Source organism: Agrococcus sp. GCM10030265 (assembly GCF_042666675.1).
Taxonomy (GTDB): domain Bacteria; phylum Actinomycetota; class Actinomycetes; order Actinomycetales; family Microbacteriaceae; genus Agrococcus.
The window spans coordinates 565,429-581,979 of sequence record NZ_JBHTCZ010000001.1 but is presented as its reverse complement, the minus strand read 5'-3'; the positions used below and the strand labels follow the sequence as shown (position 1 = coordinate 581,979).

Annotated in this window: 13 protein-coding genes and 2 tRNA genes; all 15 read right to left on the bottom strand. The window is 71.0% G+C overall.

The features are described from left to right. Positions 1–78: 78 nt before the first annotated feature. The 15 genes from ACFQPP_RS02790 to dnaA all read right to left on the bottom strand — a co-directional run bounded on the left by ACFQPP_RS02790 (position 79) and on the right by dnaA (position 16,474). Positions 79–1,464, bottom strand: coding sequence for a threonine/serine exporter ThrE family protein (locus ACFQPP_RS02790; RefSeq protein WP_376914987.1), 1,386 nt, complete (start codon positions 1,462–1,464; stop codon positions 79–81). Then, complete coding sequence (locus ACFQPP_RS02785) at positions 1,461–1,907, bottom strand: NUDIX hydrolase (protein WP_376914986.1); 447 nt, start codon at positions 1,905–1,907, stop codon at positions 1,461–1,463. Before ACFQPP_RS02785 ends, ACFQPP_RS02790 begins: the two co-directional genes overlap by 4 nt. A gap of 116 nt (positions 1,908–2,023) precedes the next feature. Then, positions 2,024–2,569: a peptide-methionine (S)-S-oxide reductase MsrA gene (gene msrA, locus ACFQPP_RS02780; protein WP_376914985.1), complete on the bottom strand. Its 546-nt coding sequence runs from the start codon at positions 2,567–2,569 to the stop codon at positions 2,024–2,026. A gap of 186 nt (positions 2,570–2,755) precedes the next feature. Then, a complete protein-coding gene (locus tag ACFQPP_RS02775) occupies positions 2,756–3,664 on the bottom strand; it encodes a dihydropteroate synthase (protein WP_376914984.1) in 909 nt (302 codons plus the stop codon). A 132-nt stretch (positions 3,665–3,796) separates the two neighbouring features. Further along, positions 3,797–3,869, bottom strand: a tRNA-Ala gene (locus ACFQPP_RS02770). 11 nt (positions 3,870–3,880) lie between these two features. Then, positions 3,881–3,957: transfer RNA gene (locus tag ACFQPP_RS02765), tRNA-Ile, on the bottom strand. A 68-nt stretch (positions 3,958–4,025) separates the two neighbouring features. Beyond that, positions 4,026–4,427, bottom strand: coding sequence for a DUF3566 domain-containing protein (locus ACFQPP_RS02760; RefSeq protein ID WP_376914982.1), 402 nt, complete (start codon positions 4,425–4,427; stop codon positions 4,026–4,028). After that, positions 4,424–7,075: a DNA gyrase subunit A gene (gene gyrA / locus ACFQPP_RS02755; RefSeq protein WP_376914980.1), complete on the bottom strand. Its 2,652-nt coding sequence runs from the start codon at positions 7,073–7,075 to the stop codon at positions 4,424–4,426. The genes ACFQPP_RS02760 and gyrA overlap by 4 nt, the downstream gene beginning before the upstream one ends. A gap of 49 nt (positions 7,076–7,124) precedes the next feature. Then, positions 7,125–9,110 (bottom strand): DNA topoisomerase (ATP-hydrolyzing) subunit B, encoded by a 1,986-nt coding sequence (gene gyrB / locus ACFQPP_RS02750; protein ID WP_376914979.1) that lies wholly within the window; start codon positions 9,108–9,110, stop codon positions 7,125–7,127. Positions 9,111–9,311: 201 nt separating this feature from the next. Then, positions 9,312–10,715 (bottom strand): four-carbon acid sugar kinase family protein, encoded by a 1,404-nt coding sequence (locus ACFQPP_RS02745; RefSeq protein WP_376914978.1) that lies wholly within the window; start codon positions 10,713–10,715, stop codon positions 9,312–9,314. Between the two features lie 74 nt (positions 10,716–10,789). Then, the gene (locus ACFQPP_RS02740; protein ID WP_376914976.1) at positions 10,790–11,287 is read right to left on the bottom strand and encodes a DUF721 domain-containing protein; all 498 of its coding nucleotides are present in this window, start codon (positions 11,285–11,287) and stop codon (positions 10,790–10,792) included. Next, positions 11,284–12,393: a DNA replication/repair protein RecF gene (gene recF, locus ACFQPP_RS02735; RefSeq protein ID WP_376914975.1), complete on the bottom strand. Its 1,110-nt coding sequence runs from the start codon at positions 12,391–12,393 to the stop codon at positions 11,284–11,286. Before recF ends, ACFQPP_RS02740 begins: the two co-directional genes overlap by 4 nt. A gap of 13 nt (positions 12,394–12,406) precedes the next feature. After that, positions 12,407–13,294, bottom strand: a complete 888-nt coding sequence (gene gnd / locus ACFQPP_RS02730; RefSeq protein WP_376914974.1) for a phosphogluconate dehydrogenase (NAD(+)-dependent, decarboxylating) — start codon at positions 13,292–13,294, stop codon at positions 12,407–12,409. 13 nt (positions 13,295–13,307) lie between these two features. Beyond that, positions 13,308–14,450 carry a DNA polymerase III subunit beta gene (dnaN, locus tag ACFQPP_RS02725; protein ID WP_376914973.1) on the bottom strand — a complete coding sequence of 381 codons (1,143 nt, stop codon included), beginning with the start codon at positions 14,448–14,450 and terminating at the stop codon, positions 13,308–13,310. A gap of 614 nt (positions 14,451–15,064) precedes the next feature. Further along, complete coding sequence (dnaA, locus tag ACFQPP_RS02720) at positions 15,065–16,474, bottom strand: chromosomal replication initiator protein DnaA (protein WP_376914972.1); 1,410 nt, start codon at positions 16,472–16,474, stop codon at positions 15,065–15,067. Positions 16,475–16,551 lie beyond the last annotated feature (77 nt).

Genomic DNA, 16,551 nt, shown 5'->3' with positions numbered 1-16,551 from the left:
GGTCGGCCGCGAACGGCCAACCTTCCGACGATAGCAACCGCTCGGAGGATCCCTCGGGGCGAGGAGTCGCCCGCGGGCTCAGCGCAACCGCGCGCGGCCCCGCACGACCGACTCGACCGTGTCCCGCACGGGTGCGCCGGCGAGGAGCCCGAGGGATGCGCCGGCGGCGAGCGCGAGACCGATCGCCGCAGCGCCGGCCAGCTGCACGACGCCGCCGACGAGGCTCGAGGTCGACTCCGCGTCGACGAGCGCCACGAGGCCGCTGAACACGGCGTAGCCCGGCACGAGCGGCACGATCGCCGCCGTCGTCACCGCGATCGACGGCACGTGCAGGCGGTGGGCGACGAGGATGCCGGCGAACGAGGTGATGAGCGCGCCGAACGCGCTCGAGACCGGGGCGCCGAGGCCCAGCCCGAGGCCCACCCACCAGCCGGCCCACGCGAGCGCGCCGAGGCCGGCGCTCAGCACGATCGTGCGCACGCTCGAGCCGAAGACGACCGCGACCGCCACGGCGATGAGGATCGACCCCGCGAACTGCTCCCACACGGTGCCGAGCGGGAAGGCCGTGGCGATGGGGATGGCGATGCCGGCGACCGACGCGAGGTGCAGGCCGCCGAGCACGCCGGCGGCGACGCCCACCGTCGACAGCACGATCTCCATGACGCGGCCCTGCGCCGTGAGGCTGAAGCCGTCGATGGCGTCCTGCGCGGCCGCGACGACCGACATGCCCGAGAGCATGAGCACGATCGAGCCGGCGACGATGAGCGAGGCGCGCATGTCGACGAACGGCCCGATCCCCATCTCCCCCGCGGCGGCGGTCGCGGCCGCCGCCGCCGTGACGACGAGCGCGCCGACGACCTGCGAGAAGAAGAACGGCACGCGGATGCGCGCCATGCCGCGCTGCGTGACCGCCGCGAGCACGGCGGCGACGAACGCGATGATCGTCAGCAGCCAGCTCGCACCCATGAAGATGCACACGCCGAGCGTCACGAAGCCCTGCGCGGCGACGACGAGGGCGGGCCGGTAGGTGAAGGCGGTGCGGCGGATGCGGTCGAAGGTCGCGAGCGCGTCGTCGAGCGCCATGCCGGCCTCGACGTCGGCGAGCAGGGCCTGCAGGCGCTGCAGCTTCGCGTGGTCGGGTGCGGGGGCGCGCACGACGCGCAGCAGGGTGGTCGGCTCGCGGTCGACGGTGCGCTGCCAGGAGATCGTGATCGAGTTGTACGTCGTGTCGACGTGCAGGGGGCGCACGCCGTATGCGGCGGCGATGCGCGTGCACGCGAGGGTCACGTCGTTCGCCGACGCACCCGTCGTCAGCATCGCCTCCGCGACGCGCACCGCGAGGTCGAGCACCCGCAGGGCCATCGCACGATCGACGACCACGAGCATCTCGGTGTGCGGCAGCTCGGGGTCGGCCCGCACGATCCCGAGGAGGCGGTCGACGATGCCGCGTCGGCGCTCGATCATGATGCGGCGGGTCGCCAGCCGTCGAGCAGACCGAGCGCGACGTCGACCAGGCCGACGTGGCGCAGGCTCGGGATGTCCGCGACGCGATGCCAGCCCGCGTCGTCGGAGGAGCCGTCGACCTCGATCGTCAATGCGCCGCCCGTGATCTCGGCGGCGTAGACCACGCGGATGGCGTGCAGCGGCTCGCCCTCGCCGCGCAGCCTGTCGGCGACGGGGATGACGATCGAGTCCACGCCGAGGAGGCCCGTGAGCCGCGCGTGGTAGCCGGTCTCCTCGAGCACCTCACGGATCGCGGCGGCCTCGGGATGCTCGCCGGGATCGATGCCGCCACCGGGCAGCGTCCACCCGTGGCGGCTGCCGTCGCGCCAGTGCGAGAGCAGCAGCTGCGCGTCGTCGCCCTCGCCCCGTCGGATCACGCAGTACGCGGCGGCTCGGATGCGCATCCGGTCAGCCTAGTCGCGGCCGTGGGCGCCTCGGCGACGCCGACGCGTCGGGCACGGGCGAGCCCCGCGCCGCTCATGCGGCGCGGGGCTCGTCTCATGCGCTGGTCGAGGGCGGACTACGCCGTGGTGTCGGCCTCGCGGCGCGGCAGCACCCAGCCCGGGCGTGCGAAGTGGCACGTGTAGCCGTTGGGGATGCGCTCGAGGTAGTCCTGGTGCTCGGGCTCGGCCTCCCAGAAGGCGCCGAGCGGCTCGATCGTCGTGACGACCTTGCCCGGCCACAGGCCCGATGCGTCCACGTCGGCGATCGTGTCGCGTGCGACGCGCTCCTGCTCGGGCGTCACGGGGAAGATCGCCGAGCGGTAGCTCGTGCCGATGTCGTTGCCCTGACGGTCGATCGTCGAAGGGTCGTGGATCTGGAAGAACAGCTCGAGCTGCTCGCGGAAGCTCGTCTGCGTCGGGTCGAAGACGATCTCGATCGCCTCGGCGTGACCGGGATGGTTGCGGTACGTGGCGTGGTCGTTGTCGCCGCCGGTGTAGCCGACGCGGGTCTGCACGACGCCGGGGCGCCTGCGGATGAGGTCCTGCATGCCCCAGAAGCAGCCGCCTGCGAGCACGGCGGTCTCGGTGCCGGGGATCTGGGTGACGGTGCCGGTGTCGGTCATGTCGGTCTCCTTCGCGGTCGCTCGCGATGCTACGCGCGGCAGGTTCGCCGCGTCACACCATGGACAACGCGTTCGGACCGGGTTCTGATCCCGGATGGTCGAGCGCATGGGCGATCCACAGGGTCTCGGCCCGCCTGCTCGCCGCGCGGAGGCCCATCCGCCGACCATGCGGCCGGATGCGTCGCGTCAGACGTCGAACGCCGACAGGTCGCGGATGGGGTCGGCCGGGGCCCGCCACCCCATGAGCGCCTCCGTCGCCCGCACGACGACCTGCGTGCGTGCCGCGTCGTGCGTGCGCACGATGCGCGCCCCGCGCGTGATCGCGAACACCGTGGCTGCGAGCGCACGATCGCCGCGCTCCGAGGACGAGGCGTCGGCGGCGGCACCGAGGAGCGGCGCGCTCGACATCGTCGCCAGCACGGGGAAGCCGAGGTCGGCGACCGTCGACAGCCGCCGCGCGAGCCGCAGGCTGTCGATGGCATGCCCGTCGAGGTCCAGCCCCGGGTCGAGCAGGATGCGGTCCGCACGCACGCCGCCGTCGAGCGCCTGCGCGACACGGGCCTCCAGCAGCGCCACGACGTCGTCCTCCACCGCGGCCTCCGCGGTCGACGCGTCGACCTCGGCATCGAGCGAGTGCGCGAGCACGAGCGTCGCATCCGAGGCGGCGATCGCGCCGATCAGGTCCGGCCCCTGCGCACCGCCCACGCGGATCACGTCGGCGCCCGCGTCGATCGCCGCCGACGCGACGCCGGCGTCGGACGCGTCGACCGCGATGACGACGTCGGATGCGGCGCGCAGCTCGCGCACGATGGCCACGACGCGCTCGGCCTCGTGCGCAGCCGTGTCCTCCCCCGCGGCGACCGATGCGCCGCCGAGGTCGACCCAGTCGGCACCCGCGGCCACGGCGTCGATCGACGCCCGCACCGCGACGTCAAGGCCGACGGTGCGCCCCGCCTCGGACGGCGAGTCCGGCGTGCAGTCGATGATCGCGACGACCGCGACCTGCCGATCGAGGTCGAACGTGTGGGTGCCCATCGCGCGCAGCGGATGCGCGATGGGCGGCTGATACGGCTGCGACGCCTCGTGCACGGCCATGCGATCCTCTCGGCGCCGGGGCCCATGGTCGCCGACGACTCCGATCCTGGCCGTCGCGGCGCCCGGCCGCAATCGCCGCGCGTCTTCCCGGGACGCGAAGAACCCCGTCCGATCCGGACGGGGTTCGAGGGGTGGAGCCTGGGAGAATCGAACTCCCGACATCCTGCTTGCAAAGCAGGCGCTCTACCAACTGAGCTAAGGCCCCGGTGTGGCGCGTGGTGGGGCTACATGGACTCGAACCATGGACCTCTTCGTTATCAGCGAAGCGCTCTAACCGCCTGAGCTATAGCCCCGCGCGCACGATCAACGACATTACCATGCGTCGAGCGTGCACATGCACACCCTCGGTGCGGATCCCGACCTACTGGTTCGAGAAGCCCACGAGCAGACCGCCCGTGAACCGCACCGACAGGTTGTACAGCGTCGCGAACACGGCGCCCAGCACCGTGATGACGACGAAGTTGAGCAGCGCCACGATCACCGAGAACAGCAGCACCTGCGGCAGCGACAGGAAGCTCATCACCGTGAACGAGTCGCCGAGGATGTCCGACAGCGTCTCGTCGATGCGGCCGAAGAGCCCCAGCAGGTTCAGCAGCGACCACAGCACGAACGCCACGACCACGAGCACGATGCCCGCGATGAGGCCGACGATCGCCGACAGCTTCAGCGCCGACCAGAAGTCGATCCAGACGAGCCGCAGGCGCACCTGCTTGCCGCCCGACCGTCGCGGGCCCTTGCCCTGCAGTCGCTCCGCGATGCTCATGCTTCCTCCGTGTCACCCTCAGCAGGCGCATCCGTGCCGCTGGACCCGTCCACGATAGTGGCATCGTCGTCGGACGTCGCGTCGCCGGGCTCGTCGGCCGCGATGCCTGCCGCAGCGAGCGATGCTGCGGGCACGCCCTGCTCGTCGGCGAGCTCGACCGCCTCCTCGACGGCCTCCTCGATCTCGGCCTCCGGGTTGATGGCGATCGCGACGATCGGATCCTTGTCGCTGACCGACGCGAACTGCACGCCCTTCGTCATGCGGCTCGTGGCGTTCACCTCGCCCGTCGACGAGCGCACGACCTTGCCGCTCGCGCGGATCACGAGCACCTCGTCGGAGGCACGCACGATGAGCGCGCCCGCCAGGCCGCCGCGGTCCTCGGCGCCGCGGCTGTAGGTGCCGACGCCCTTCGCCCCGCGCCCCGTGAGGCGGTACTCGGTGACGAGCGTCTTCTTGGCGTAGCCGTGCTCGGTCACGACGAAGACGTAGCCGTCGTGCGGCGCGACCATCACGTTGAGCACCGTGTCGCCGTCGACGAGCGTGATGCCCTTCACTCCTGCGGTCTTGCGACCCATGGGGCGCAGCTTCTCGTCGGATGCGGTGAAGCGCACCGCCTGGCCCGCGCGGGACACGACGAGGACGTCGTCCGACTGGTCGACGAGCATCGCCGACACCAGCTCGTCGCCGTCGCGCAGGTCGATGGCGATGATGCCGCCGGTGCGGTTCGTGTCGTACAGCTCGAGGCGCGTCTTCTTGACCTGGCCGTCGCGGGTGGCGAGCACGAGGTACTCGGCCGCCTGGTAGTCGCGCACGGCGAGCACCTGCTGCACCGTCTCGTCGGGCTGCATCGCCAACAGGTTCGCGACGTGCAGGCCCTTCGCGTCGCGGCCGGCCTCGACGATCTCGTACGCCTTCGCGCGGTACACGCGGCCGAGGTTCGTGAAGAACAGCAGCCAGTTGTGGGTCGAGGTGACCTCGAAGTGCTGCACGAGGTCGTCGGCGCGCAGCTGCGCGCCGCGCACGCCCTTGCCGCCGCGGTGCTGCGCCCGGTAGTTGTCGATGCGGGTGCGCTTCACGTAGCCGCCTCGCGTCAGCGAGACGACCATCTGCTCCTCGGGGATGAGGTCTTCCATCGAGACGTCGCCGTCGCCGCCGGGCACGATGTGCGTGCGTCGGTCGTCGCCGTGCTTGTCGACGATCTCGGTGAGCTCGTCGACGATGATCGAGCGCTGTCGTGCGTCGTCGCCGAGGATGTCCTCGAAGTCGGCGATCTTCTCCTCGAGCTCGGTCGCCTCGTCCTGGATGCGCTGGCGCTCGAGCGCCGCCAGGCGTCGCAGCTGCAGCTCGAGGATGGCGCGCGCCTGCACGTCGTCGATCGACAGCAGCTCCATGAGGCCCGTGCGCGCCTCGTCGGCGTTCGGCGAGCGGCGGATGAGCGCGATGACCTCGTCGAGCGCGTCGAGCGCCGCGAGGTAGCCGCGCAGGATGTGCATGCGCTTCTCGGCCTCGCGCAGGCGGTACTGCGTGCGGCGCACGATCACCTCGACCTGGTGCGCCGCCCAGTGGGTGATGAAGCCGTCGATCGGCAGCGTGCGCGGCACGCCGTCGACGATCGCGAGCATGTTGGCCGAGAAGTTGTCCTGCAGCTGCGTGTGCTTGTACAGGTTGTTGAGCACGACCTTCGCGACGGCGTCGCGCTTCAGCGTGATGACGAGGCGCTGGCCCGTGCGGCCCGAGGTCTCGTCCTTCAGGTCTGCGATGCCCGAGATCTTGCCATCCTTCACGAGGTCGGCGATCTTCACGGCCAGGTTGTCGGGGTTGACCTGGTACGGCAGCGACGTGACGACGAGCGACGTGCGCCCGTGGATCTCCTCGACCGAGACGTCGGCCCGCATGCGGATCGAGCCGCGACCCGTGCGGTACGCCTCCTGGATGCCGCGCGTGCCGAGGATCTGCGCGCCCGTCGGGAAGTCGGGCCCCTTGATGCGCGCGATCAGCGCATCCTGCAGCTCCTCCTGCGACACCTCCGGGTGCTCGAGGTGCCAGATGGCACCCTCGGCGACCTCGCGCAGGTTGTGCGGAGGGATGTTCGTCGCCATGCCGACGGCGATGCCGACGGAGCCGTTGACGAGCAGGTTCGGGAATCGCGCGGGCAGCACGATGGGCTCCTGCGTGGAGCCGTCGTAGTTGTCCTGGAAGTCGACGGTGTCCTCGTCGATGTCGCGCACCATCTCCATCGCGATGGGCGCCATCTTGGTCTCGGTGTACCGGGGCGCGGCCGCCTCGTCGTTGCCTGCCGAGCCGAAGTTGCCCTGCCCGAGCGCGAGCGGGTGCCGCATCGCCCAGGGCTGCACGAGGCGCACGAGGGTGTCGTAGATGGGCGAGTCGCCGTGCGGGTGGTACTGCCCCATGACGTCGCCGACGACGCGCGCGCACTTCGAGAACGCCTTGTCGGGGCGGAAGCCGCCGTCGTACATCGCGTACAGCACGCGCCGGTGCACGGGCTTCAGCCCGTCGCGCACCTCGGGCAGCGCGCGCCCGATGATGACGCTCATCGCGTAGTCGAGGTACGACCGCTGCATCTCGAGCTGCAGGTCGACCTGCTCGATGCGGCCGTGGTTCGGCTCGTTGGTGGTGGTGTCGGTCATGCTCGCGTCCTGGATTCGTGGCGTGGGGTTCGTGGATGCAGGCGTTCGCCTAGATGTCCAGGAACCGCACGTCCTTCGCGTTGCGCTGGATGAACGTGCGGCGCGACTCGACGTCCTCGCCCATGAGGGTCGAGAAGACGGTGTCGGCCACGGCGGCGTCCTCGAGCGTCACCTGCTTGAGGACCCGGGTGTCGGGGTCCATCGTCGTCTCCCACAGCTCGGAGTAGTTCATCTCGCCGAGGCCCTTGTAGCGCTGGATGCCGCCGTCGTTCGCCTTCGGCAGGCGTCGGCCGGCCTCCTCGCCGATGCGGCGCAGCTCGTCGCGCTCCCGGTCCGAGAACGCGTAGTCGGGCTCGCCCTGCGTCCACTTCATCTTGTAGAGCGGCGGCGCGGCCAGGTAGACGTAGCCGCGATCGATGAGGGGGCGCATGTAGCGGAAGAGCAGCGTGAGCAGCAGCGTCGTGATGTGCTGACCGTCGACGTCGGCATCGGCCATGAGCACGATCTTGTGGTACCGCACCTTGTCGGGGTCGAAGTCCTCGCCGAGGCCGGCGCCGAACGCGGTGATCATCGACTGGATCTCGGTGTTCTGCAGCGCGCGGTCGAGGCGCGCCTTCTCGACGTTGAGCACCTTGCCGCGCAGCGGGAGGATCGCCTGCGTGCGCGGGTCGCGCCCCTGCACGGCCGAGCCGCCTGCCGAGTTGCCCTCGACGAGGAAGATCTCGCACTCGTTCGGGTTGCGCGACTGGCAGTCCTTCAGCTTGCCGGGCATGCCGCCCGACTCGAGCAGGCCCTTGCGTCGCGTCTGCTCGCGCGCCTTGCGGGCGGCGATGCGCGCCGTCGCAGCCTGGATGGCCTTGCGCACGATGTCCTTCGCGGAGGACGGGTTGCGCTCGAACCAGTCGCCGAGCTGCTCGTTCACGACCTTCTGCACGAACGACTTCGCCTCGGTGTTGCCGAGCTTCGTCTTCGTCTGGCCCTCGAACTGCGGCTCGCCGAGCTTGACGGAGACGATGGCGGTGAGGCCCTCGCGCACGTCGTCGCCCGAGAGGTTCTCGTCCTTCTCGCGCAGCTGGTTCGTCGAGCGGGCGTACCGGTTCACGAGGCTCGTGAGCGCCGCGCGGAAGCCCTCCTCGTGCGTGCCGCCCTCGTGGGTGTTGATGACGTTCGCGTACGTGTAGACGGCCTCCTGGTAGCCCGTCGTCCACTGCATGGCGATCTCGACCGACATGCGCCGCTCGACGTCCTCCGTCTCGAAGTCGATGATCTCGTCGTGCACGAGCTCGACCTTCTTCGTGCGGTTGAGCTGCTCGACGTAGTCGCGCAGCCCGTTCTCGTAGTAGAACTCCTCGAACCGCGGCGTGACCGACCCGTCGTCGGCGACGTCGCCGTGCTCGGGTCGCTCGTCGGTCACGTGGATCCGCAGGCCCTTGTTGAGGAACGCGGTCTGCTGGAAGCGCTTCGCGAGCGTGTCGTAGTCGAACTCGGTGGTCTCGAAGATGTCGGCGCTCGGCCAGAACCGGAGGGTCGTGCCCGTCTGGTCGGTCGCCTCGCCCTTGACGAGCGGCCCCATCGGCTCGCCGACCTCGAACGCCTGCGTCCAGAGGTTGCCCTGGCGGCGGATCTCGACCTCGAGGCGCGACGACAGCGCGTTCACGACCGACGAGCCGACGCCGTGGAGGCCGCCGGAGACGGCGTAGCCGCCGCCACCGAACTTGCCGCCGGCGTGCAGCACCGTGAGGACGACCTCGAGCGTCGACTTCGACGGGTCGGAGGAGTGCGGATCGACGGGGATGCCGCGCCCGTTGTCGACGACCTCGATGCCGCCGTCGGCGAGCATGCGGATCGCGATGAGGTCGCAGTACCCGGCGAGCGCCTCGTCGACGGAGTTGTCGACGATCTCGTACACCAGGTGGTGCAGGCCGCGCGGGCCCGTCGACCCGATGTACATGCCTGGACGCTTCCTGACGGCCTCGAGGCCCTCCAGGATCTGGATCTGATCGGCCCCGTACTCGTCCTGCGTCTCGTCCGCCATGCGTCCTGCAGCTCCCTCGGAATCCCTCGCGCGCGCACGCGCGCGCAACCCTACGATTCTACCTTGTATCTAGGGGGATGCTGCGGTCGGCGGGCCGTCGTCGCACCGATCTCGCGCTCGGCGCGACGCCAGGGGCCGGGGCGACGCCTGCGCACGCAGCATGTCCGAGACGTCGGCGTCGCGGCAGCGGCGCCGACGAGGTCAGTCGGCGAGCGTCGCGACGACCCTCGCGAGCGAGTCCGCGTCGCCGACGTTGCCGGCGAAGACGACGTACGGGATGCCGTCGGCCGGTCCGCCGTCCGGCTGCCACAGCGAGACGATGCCGGGCAGCATCGGGCCCACGACGCGTGCGCGGCGGATGCGCAGCGCCTCCGACGCCACGTCGCTTGACGTGATGCCGCCCTTCGCCACGACGAAGCGCGGCGGCGCGACCTCCAGCACGCGCTGCACGAGCTCGACGACGCCCGACGACACGCGGCGGGCGATCTCGAGGCTCGCGTCGCCGTCCGCCCCGTCGATGCGCTCGCGCGTCGTGTGCACGATGACGGTGCCCGTGCCGATCGCCTCGGCCACGGCGGCGGTGCGCTCGGCGAGATGGGCGTCGCGGTCGTCGCCGATGAGCGCTCGCACGTCGAGCTCGATCGTCGCCGTCTCGGGCCGGGCGGCGCGGAGCGCCTCGAGCTGCTGCGTCGTGAGCGGCACGTGGCTGCCGACGACGACGAGCCCACCTCGATCGTGCGCGAACGCGACGTCGCTCGCGGCGACGGGCGGCGCGACCTCCTGGCCGATGTGGGCTCTGGGGTAGGGCGGGCCGACCCGAAGGAGCGCACCCACGCCCTCGCGCTCGAGCGCGTGCAGCGCGAGCGCCACCTGCCGCATGTCGGCCTCGTCGACGACGTCGACCACGACGACCGCGCCGTCGGGCAGCGGTCGTAGCGCCTCGACGACGGCGTCGGTGCCCGAGCGGATGATGGGCAGCGTGAGGGCGAGCACCTCGTCGCGGCCGATGCGCCCCGCGGTCTTCTCCTGCACCCAGTCGCGCAGGTCCGACGATGCGAAGCCGAACGTGGGATCGCCCGCGAACGCCGTCTCCCCCACCGGGGTCGCCTCGCCGTCGACCACCCAGTGGTGCACGGCGCCGACCGTGATGCGCCCCGCGTCGGGGAAGGCGGGCACGAGCACCGTCAGCCGCGGCGCCGTGCCGCCGGCGGCGACGATCGCCTCGCGCAGCACGTCGGTCTCCAACGGGAAGTGGCCGCGCAGCGTCGAGTCCCCGCGGCTCACGAACGACGCGCGCCGCCCCGCGCGCTCGGCGGCCGCGAGCGCGACGGCGACGACCTCGCGATTGCGGGTCGCGGCATCCTCCTCGCTCAGCGAGCGCGTGTTCGTCAGCACGTACACGGCCGGTGCGCCGGTCGCGAGCGCCCAGTCGAGATCCTCGGCCTCCCACCGCGTCAGCACCGGCAGGTCGGCGACCGACTGGGTGCCCGTGGGGTCGTCGTCGAGCACGATCTGCACCAGCGCCGGATCGAGCGCGGCCGCGACGTCGGATGCGGGGATGGCGAGGGGCGCGGGAGCGCCCGCCAGCAGCTCGTCGACGTGCACGGTTCGACTCCTCGGGACGGGGTGGAGGCCCGGGCAGGGCTCCCGACCAGCCTACGGAAGGCGCGTCGCGCCGCTCATCCCCAGGTGTCGCGCGGGCCGCGGCCGCGCACGACGCGGGGCCCGCGCAGGAACGTCGGCTGCTCAGGCCCGACGAAGCGGATGCCGACGACGCCGGCATCCGGGAAGGTCGTCAGGATTCGCGAGGTGATGTCGGCGCGCATGAGCCGCATCTGCTGCGCCCATGCCGTCGACACGCAGCGCACGACGAGGAGCCCGTCCTCGATGCCCTCGGGCGTCGTGCGCTCGGCGTTCTCGGCGCCGACGATGCGCGGCCACTCGGCGAGCACGCCGCCCTGCGCCATCTCGCCCTGCCAGCCCGCGTCGGCCACCATGCGGTCGAGCACGCCGCCGAGCCCCACGGGGTCGCGACCGGCCGTGAACGGCTCGGAGCCGATCGCACGGCGCGCGCGCGTGCGGCCGTCCTTCGTCGTGATCGCGGGGTCGCCGAAGCGGGCCCGGATGCGCATCCACACGCGCTCGGGCTCGTCGCGGTCGGCGTCGAGATCCCTCATGCAGCCCCCGCAGCCGAGTCCTCGACGACCGCGCCCGCGGCGATGCGGATGCGGCGGCCGGCGAGCACGTCCGGCACGTCGTCGTCGACCGCGGCGGTGATGAGCACCTGCTCGAAGCCCGAGACCGCGACCGCGAGCCGCTCGCGCCGGCCGGCATCGAGCTCGGCGAACACGTCGTCGAGGATCACGACCGGGTCGCCTGCCGCGTCGTGGCGGATGAGCTCGGCCGCCGCGAGCCGCAGCGCGAGCGCGTACGACCACGACTCCCCGTGGCTCGCGTAGTGGCGCGCCAGCAGGCCGCCGAGGTCGAGGTCGAGGTCGTCGCGATGCGGGCCGAGCAGGCTGACCCCGCGGTCGAGCTCGTCGCGCCGACGGGCTCGGAGCGCCTCGGCGTACGCGGCCTCGTCCTCCGGCACCTCCGAGACGAGACGGATCTCGGTCGCGTGCTCGTCGCCCGCCACCGTGCGGTACGCCGCTGCCACGTGGGGCTGCAGCTCGTCGACGAGCGCCCGCCTCGCGCGCTCCACCTCGAGGCCGAGGGCGACGAGCCGCTCGTCCCAGACGTCGAGCGTCGTGAGGTCGTCGGGCTTCAGCCGCGACGACCTCGCCGACTTCAGCAGGCTCGACCGCTGCCGCAGCACGCGCTCGAGATCGCTCATCACCGACCCCATGCGCGGGCTGCGCTGCACGATGAGCTGGTCGAGCATCCGACGCCTGCCACCGGGATCGCCACGCACGAGCGCGAGATCCTCCGGGCTGAACAGCACGGTGCGCAGGTAGCGGGGCAGCTCGCCCATGCGCACGGGATGCCCGGAGGCCTGCGCCTTGTTCGATCCCTTCGCCTGGATCTGCAGGTCGACGCCGATGGTGCGCTCGCCGTTCGTGAGGCTCGTGCGCACGAACGCCTGCTCGTGGCCGGCGCGCACGAGCGCCGCGTCATGGCTCACCCGGTGGCTCGCGCCCGTCGCGGCGACGACAAGCGCCTCGACGAGGTTGGTCTTGCCCTGGCCGTTGCGGCCGATGAGCAGCGTGACGCCCGGCTCGAGCTCGACGATCGCGCGCTCGTAGTTGCGGAAGTCGGTCAGCTCGAGGCGGCTCACGTGCATGACGCCGCCACGCTCACTCCGCCGGCTTGACCGCGTGGCCGCCGAACTGGTTGCGCAGCGCCGCGACGGCCTTCATCGCAGGGCTGTCGTCCTGCCGCGACTCGAAGCGCGCGAAGAGCGCCGCCGAGATGACCGGCAGCGGCACGGCGTTAGCGATGGCCTCCTCGACCGTCCACCTGCCCTCGCCCGAGTCCTCGACGTAGCCGTCGATGTCGGAGAGGTCGTCGTCGGCGTCGAGCGCGCGCACCATGAGGTCGAGCAGCCACGAGCGGATGACGGTGCCGCGCTGCCACGCCTTGAACGAGCCGGGCACGTTCGACACGATCGGCGACTTCTCGAGCAGCTCGAAGCCCTCGGCGTACGCCTGCATCAGCCCGTACTCGATGCCGTTGTGCACCATCTTCACGTAGTGGCCGGCGCCGACGCCGCCCGCGTGCACGAAGCCCTCCTCGCGAGGACCCTCCGGCCGCAGCGCGTCGAAGATCGGCATGGTGCGCTCGACGTCGTCCGTCTCGCCGCCCACCATGAGGCCGTAGCCGTTCTCGAGCCCCCAGATGCCGCCCGAGACGCCGACGTCGAGGAAGCGGATGCCGCGCTCGCCGAGCAGCGCGGCATGCGTCGCATCCTCGGTGAAGCGCGAGTTGCCGCCGTCGATCACGAGGTCGCCGGGCTCGAGGCGCTCGGCGAGGTCGGCGATCACGGCCGCCGTGATCTCGCCGGCGGGCACCATGACCCAGATCGTGCGCGGGGCTGCGAGCGACGCGACGAGCTCCTCGACGCTCGCGACGTCGGTGACCTCGGGGTTGCGGTCGTAGCCGACGACCTCGATGCCCGCGGCGCGCACGCGCTCGCGCATGTTGCCGCCCATGCGGCCGAGTCCGACGATGCCGAGCTGCGTCATGGCTTCGCTCCGATCAGCGCAGCAGCAGGTTGGGCTGCAGCAGGTACTGGAAGTCGGTCGCGCCGGCGTCGTCGCGCGACGTCTGGCCCGTGATGAGCATCGGGCCGGGCTTGTTCGTCGTCTCGGAGCGCGTGAACGCCACCCGCACGAACTCCGAGTGCGTCGCGCCGAGGCCGTCGAGCAGGAACTGCGGCTTGATCGACAGGACGATGTCCTCGCCGGTGAGCACGGCATCCACCGACTCCTGCGCCTGCGCCTGCTCGGAGCCGATCGCCTCGAGGGTGACCTGGCCGTCCTCGAAGGTGCAGCGCAGCGCGGCCTCGCGCTCGAGCACGAGCTGCACGCGACGCGTGGCCTCGACGAGGTCGGCCGTGTTGAGCACGGCGTGGTGCGGGGTCTCGGTCGGGAAGAGGCGGCGCACGGGCGGGTAGTTGCCCTTGATGAGCAGGCTCGTGACGGTCTTGTCGCCGGCCGAGAAGGCGATCTGCTGGCGCTCGCCGGGCTCGGACATCGTCACCGAGATCTGCGCCGCGGAGCCGAACGTGCGGCCGACCTCGGAGATGGTGCGCGCGGGCACGAGCGCCGTGAGCACCTCGGTGTCGTCGCCGGCATCCCACGGGATGCTGCGCACGGAGACGCGGTAGCGGTCGGTCGCGATGAGCGACAGCGTCGTCTCCGACGCCTCGAGCTGCACGCCGGTGATGACGGGGGTGACGTCCTCGCGGGAGGCGGCGACGGCGACCTGCGACACGGCCTCGGCGAACGCCGAGCCGGGCACGACGCCCGTGCGGCCGGCGACCTCGGGCAGGGTCGGGTACTCCTCGATCGGCATCTTCAGCAGCGTGAACTTGGCCGAGCCGCACTGCACCTTGACGATGCCGTCGGCCTCCTCGACCACGATCTCGCGCTGCGGCAGACGACCGGCGATGTCGCTGAGCAGACGGCCGGAGACGAGCACGGTGCCCTCGGTCTCGACGTCGGCGTCGACCGACGTCGTGGCGGACACCTCGTAGTCGAACGTCGAGAGCGTGACCTTGCCGGCAGCGGCCTCGATGCGCACACCCGTGAGGATGGGCAGCGTCGAGCGCTGCGGCAGCAGCTTCACCGCGAACGACACGGCCTCTGCGAAGACATCCCTGTGGATGACGAACCTCACGGCGCACTCCTTCGATCCAGCCCGGTCATTGTGTCACAGCGCAGCGGCGAGCCAGCGGCGGGCCGGAGCCGGCCGGCGACGGTCATCGGGGCGTGGAATGACATCTCTCTCAGGAATGGTCATAACCGGTGTGGAAGGTGTGGAGGGATGACAGGATTCCTGTCATCCAGCGGGAACTACACGGTTGTGAGATGTGGAGCCGCTGTGCGCGGATCCGACGTGCCTGTGCGGACCGCCTCGAATGACATTCCTGTCATTCCACAGGGCATGGCGGGCTTGTCCACACCCCCTCCGGCGCGGCGCACACGGTTGCCAACACGAAGTGCACACCCTCCGAGACGTGTCATCCCGCTCGATGGGCGCCGTCGCCGAGCGCAGCCGGGGCGCCGAGGCGCGCGTCGGGTGCCCGATCCGTCGCGCACGCAGGTCGATCGGGCACCGCGCGCACGCCGAACGACACCGAGCGCACGCCGAACGGCACCGAGCGCACGCCGCAGCAGCACGGATGCCGGACGCAGGCGGGGGATGCCACCCGAGCGGGGCGCGGTCGTCGCGAGACCCCTTGCTCGAGCGAGCGAGCGGGTGCGCAGGTGCTCCTCGCAGGAGCGCGCGCGTCAGCGGCTGGGCGCCGACTTGATGCGCGCGGTGAGCTCCGTCACCTGCGTGTAGACCGAGCGCTTCTCCTTCATGAGCTTCTCGATCTTCTTGTTCGCGTACATGACCGTGGTGTGGTCGCGATTGCCGAACAGCTGCCCGATCTTCGGCAGCGACAGGCTCGTCATCTCGCGGCACAGGTACATGGCGATCTGCCTGGCGAGCGCGACGGTCTGCGAGCGGGAGGAGCCGTAGAGGTCCTCCTCGGTCAGCTGGAAGTAGCCGGCCGTGTGGGTGATGATGTCGCTCGGGCCGACCGCGACCTCGCTCGACTGCGAGAAGAGATCCTTCAGCACGGTCTGCGCGAGATCGAGCGTCACCGGCAGCCGGTTGAGGCTCGCGAACGCCGTCACCCGGATGAGGGTGCCCTCGAGCTCGCGGATGTTCGTCGTCACCCGCTCGGCGATCTTCTCGAGGATGTCGTCCGGCGCATCCATGCGCTCGGCCTGCGCCTTCTTGCGCAGGATGGCGATGCGCGTCTCGAGGTCGGGTGCCGTGACGTCGGTGATGAGGCCCCACTCGAACCTCGACACCATGCGCGCCTCGAAGCCCGTGAGGTGCTTCGGCGCCACGTCGGAGGTGATCACGACCTGCTTGTCGTGGTCGTGGAGCGTGTTGAAGGTGTGGAAGAACGCCTCCTGCGTCGACTCCTTGCCCTGCAGGAACTGGATGTCGTCGATGAGGAGGACGTCGACCTCGCGGTACCGGCCCTGGAACGCCTGCCCCTGGTTGTTCGCGATCGAGTTGATGAAGTCGTTCGTGAACTCCTCGCTCGACACGTAGCGGACGCGGATGCCCGGGTACATGTTCTCGGCGTAGTGGCCGATGGCGTGGAGGAGGTGGGTCTTGCCGAGGCCGGACTCGCCGTAGATGAAGAGGGGGTTGTACGCCTTCGCGGGGGCCTCGGCCACGGCGAGCGCGGCAGCGTGCGCGAAGCGGTTGGAGCCGCCGATGACGAAGTTGTCGAAGACGTACTTCGGGTTGAGGCGCGAGTCGACGCGTCCGGCCGGCGAGGGTCGCGTCACGGCGGACGGCGCCGAGATGACCTCGTGCTGCACGTACGGCGTCGACACCTCGGGGGTCTCGTCGAGCGCGTGGCCGAGCTCGAGCTCGGGGTTCACGACGATCTTGAACGACGTGATCTCCACAGCGTTCTCCACAATCGCCTCGGTCACCGGGATGCGGAGCCGCTGCTCGATCATGTCGCGCGTCAGGTCGTTGGGGACGTCGAGGTAGAGGACGGATCCCATGGTGCCCTGAGGCTCCACGAGGTCGAGGAATCCCCGGACAGAGGGTGGTATGCGCGGATCGGTCGCGAGGGTCGCGATCACCGATGCCCAGAGCTGGTGGGCGTCGCCACCACCGCTCATGCGCAGGCTCCGTCCCGTGGGGTGCGTGGGTCTCTCCACACCGTTGTCCACAGGTGGATGGATCGGTGGGTGGTCTC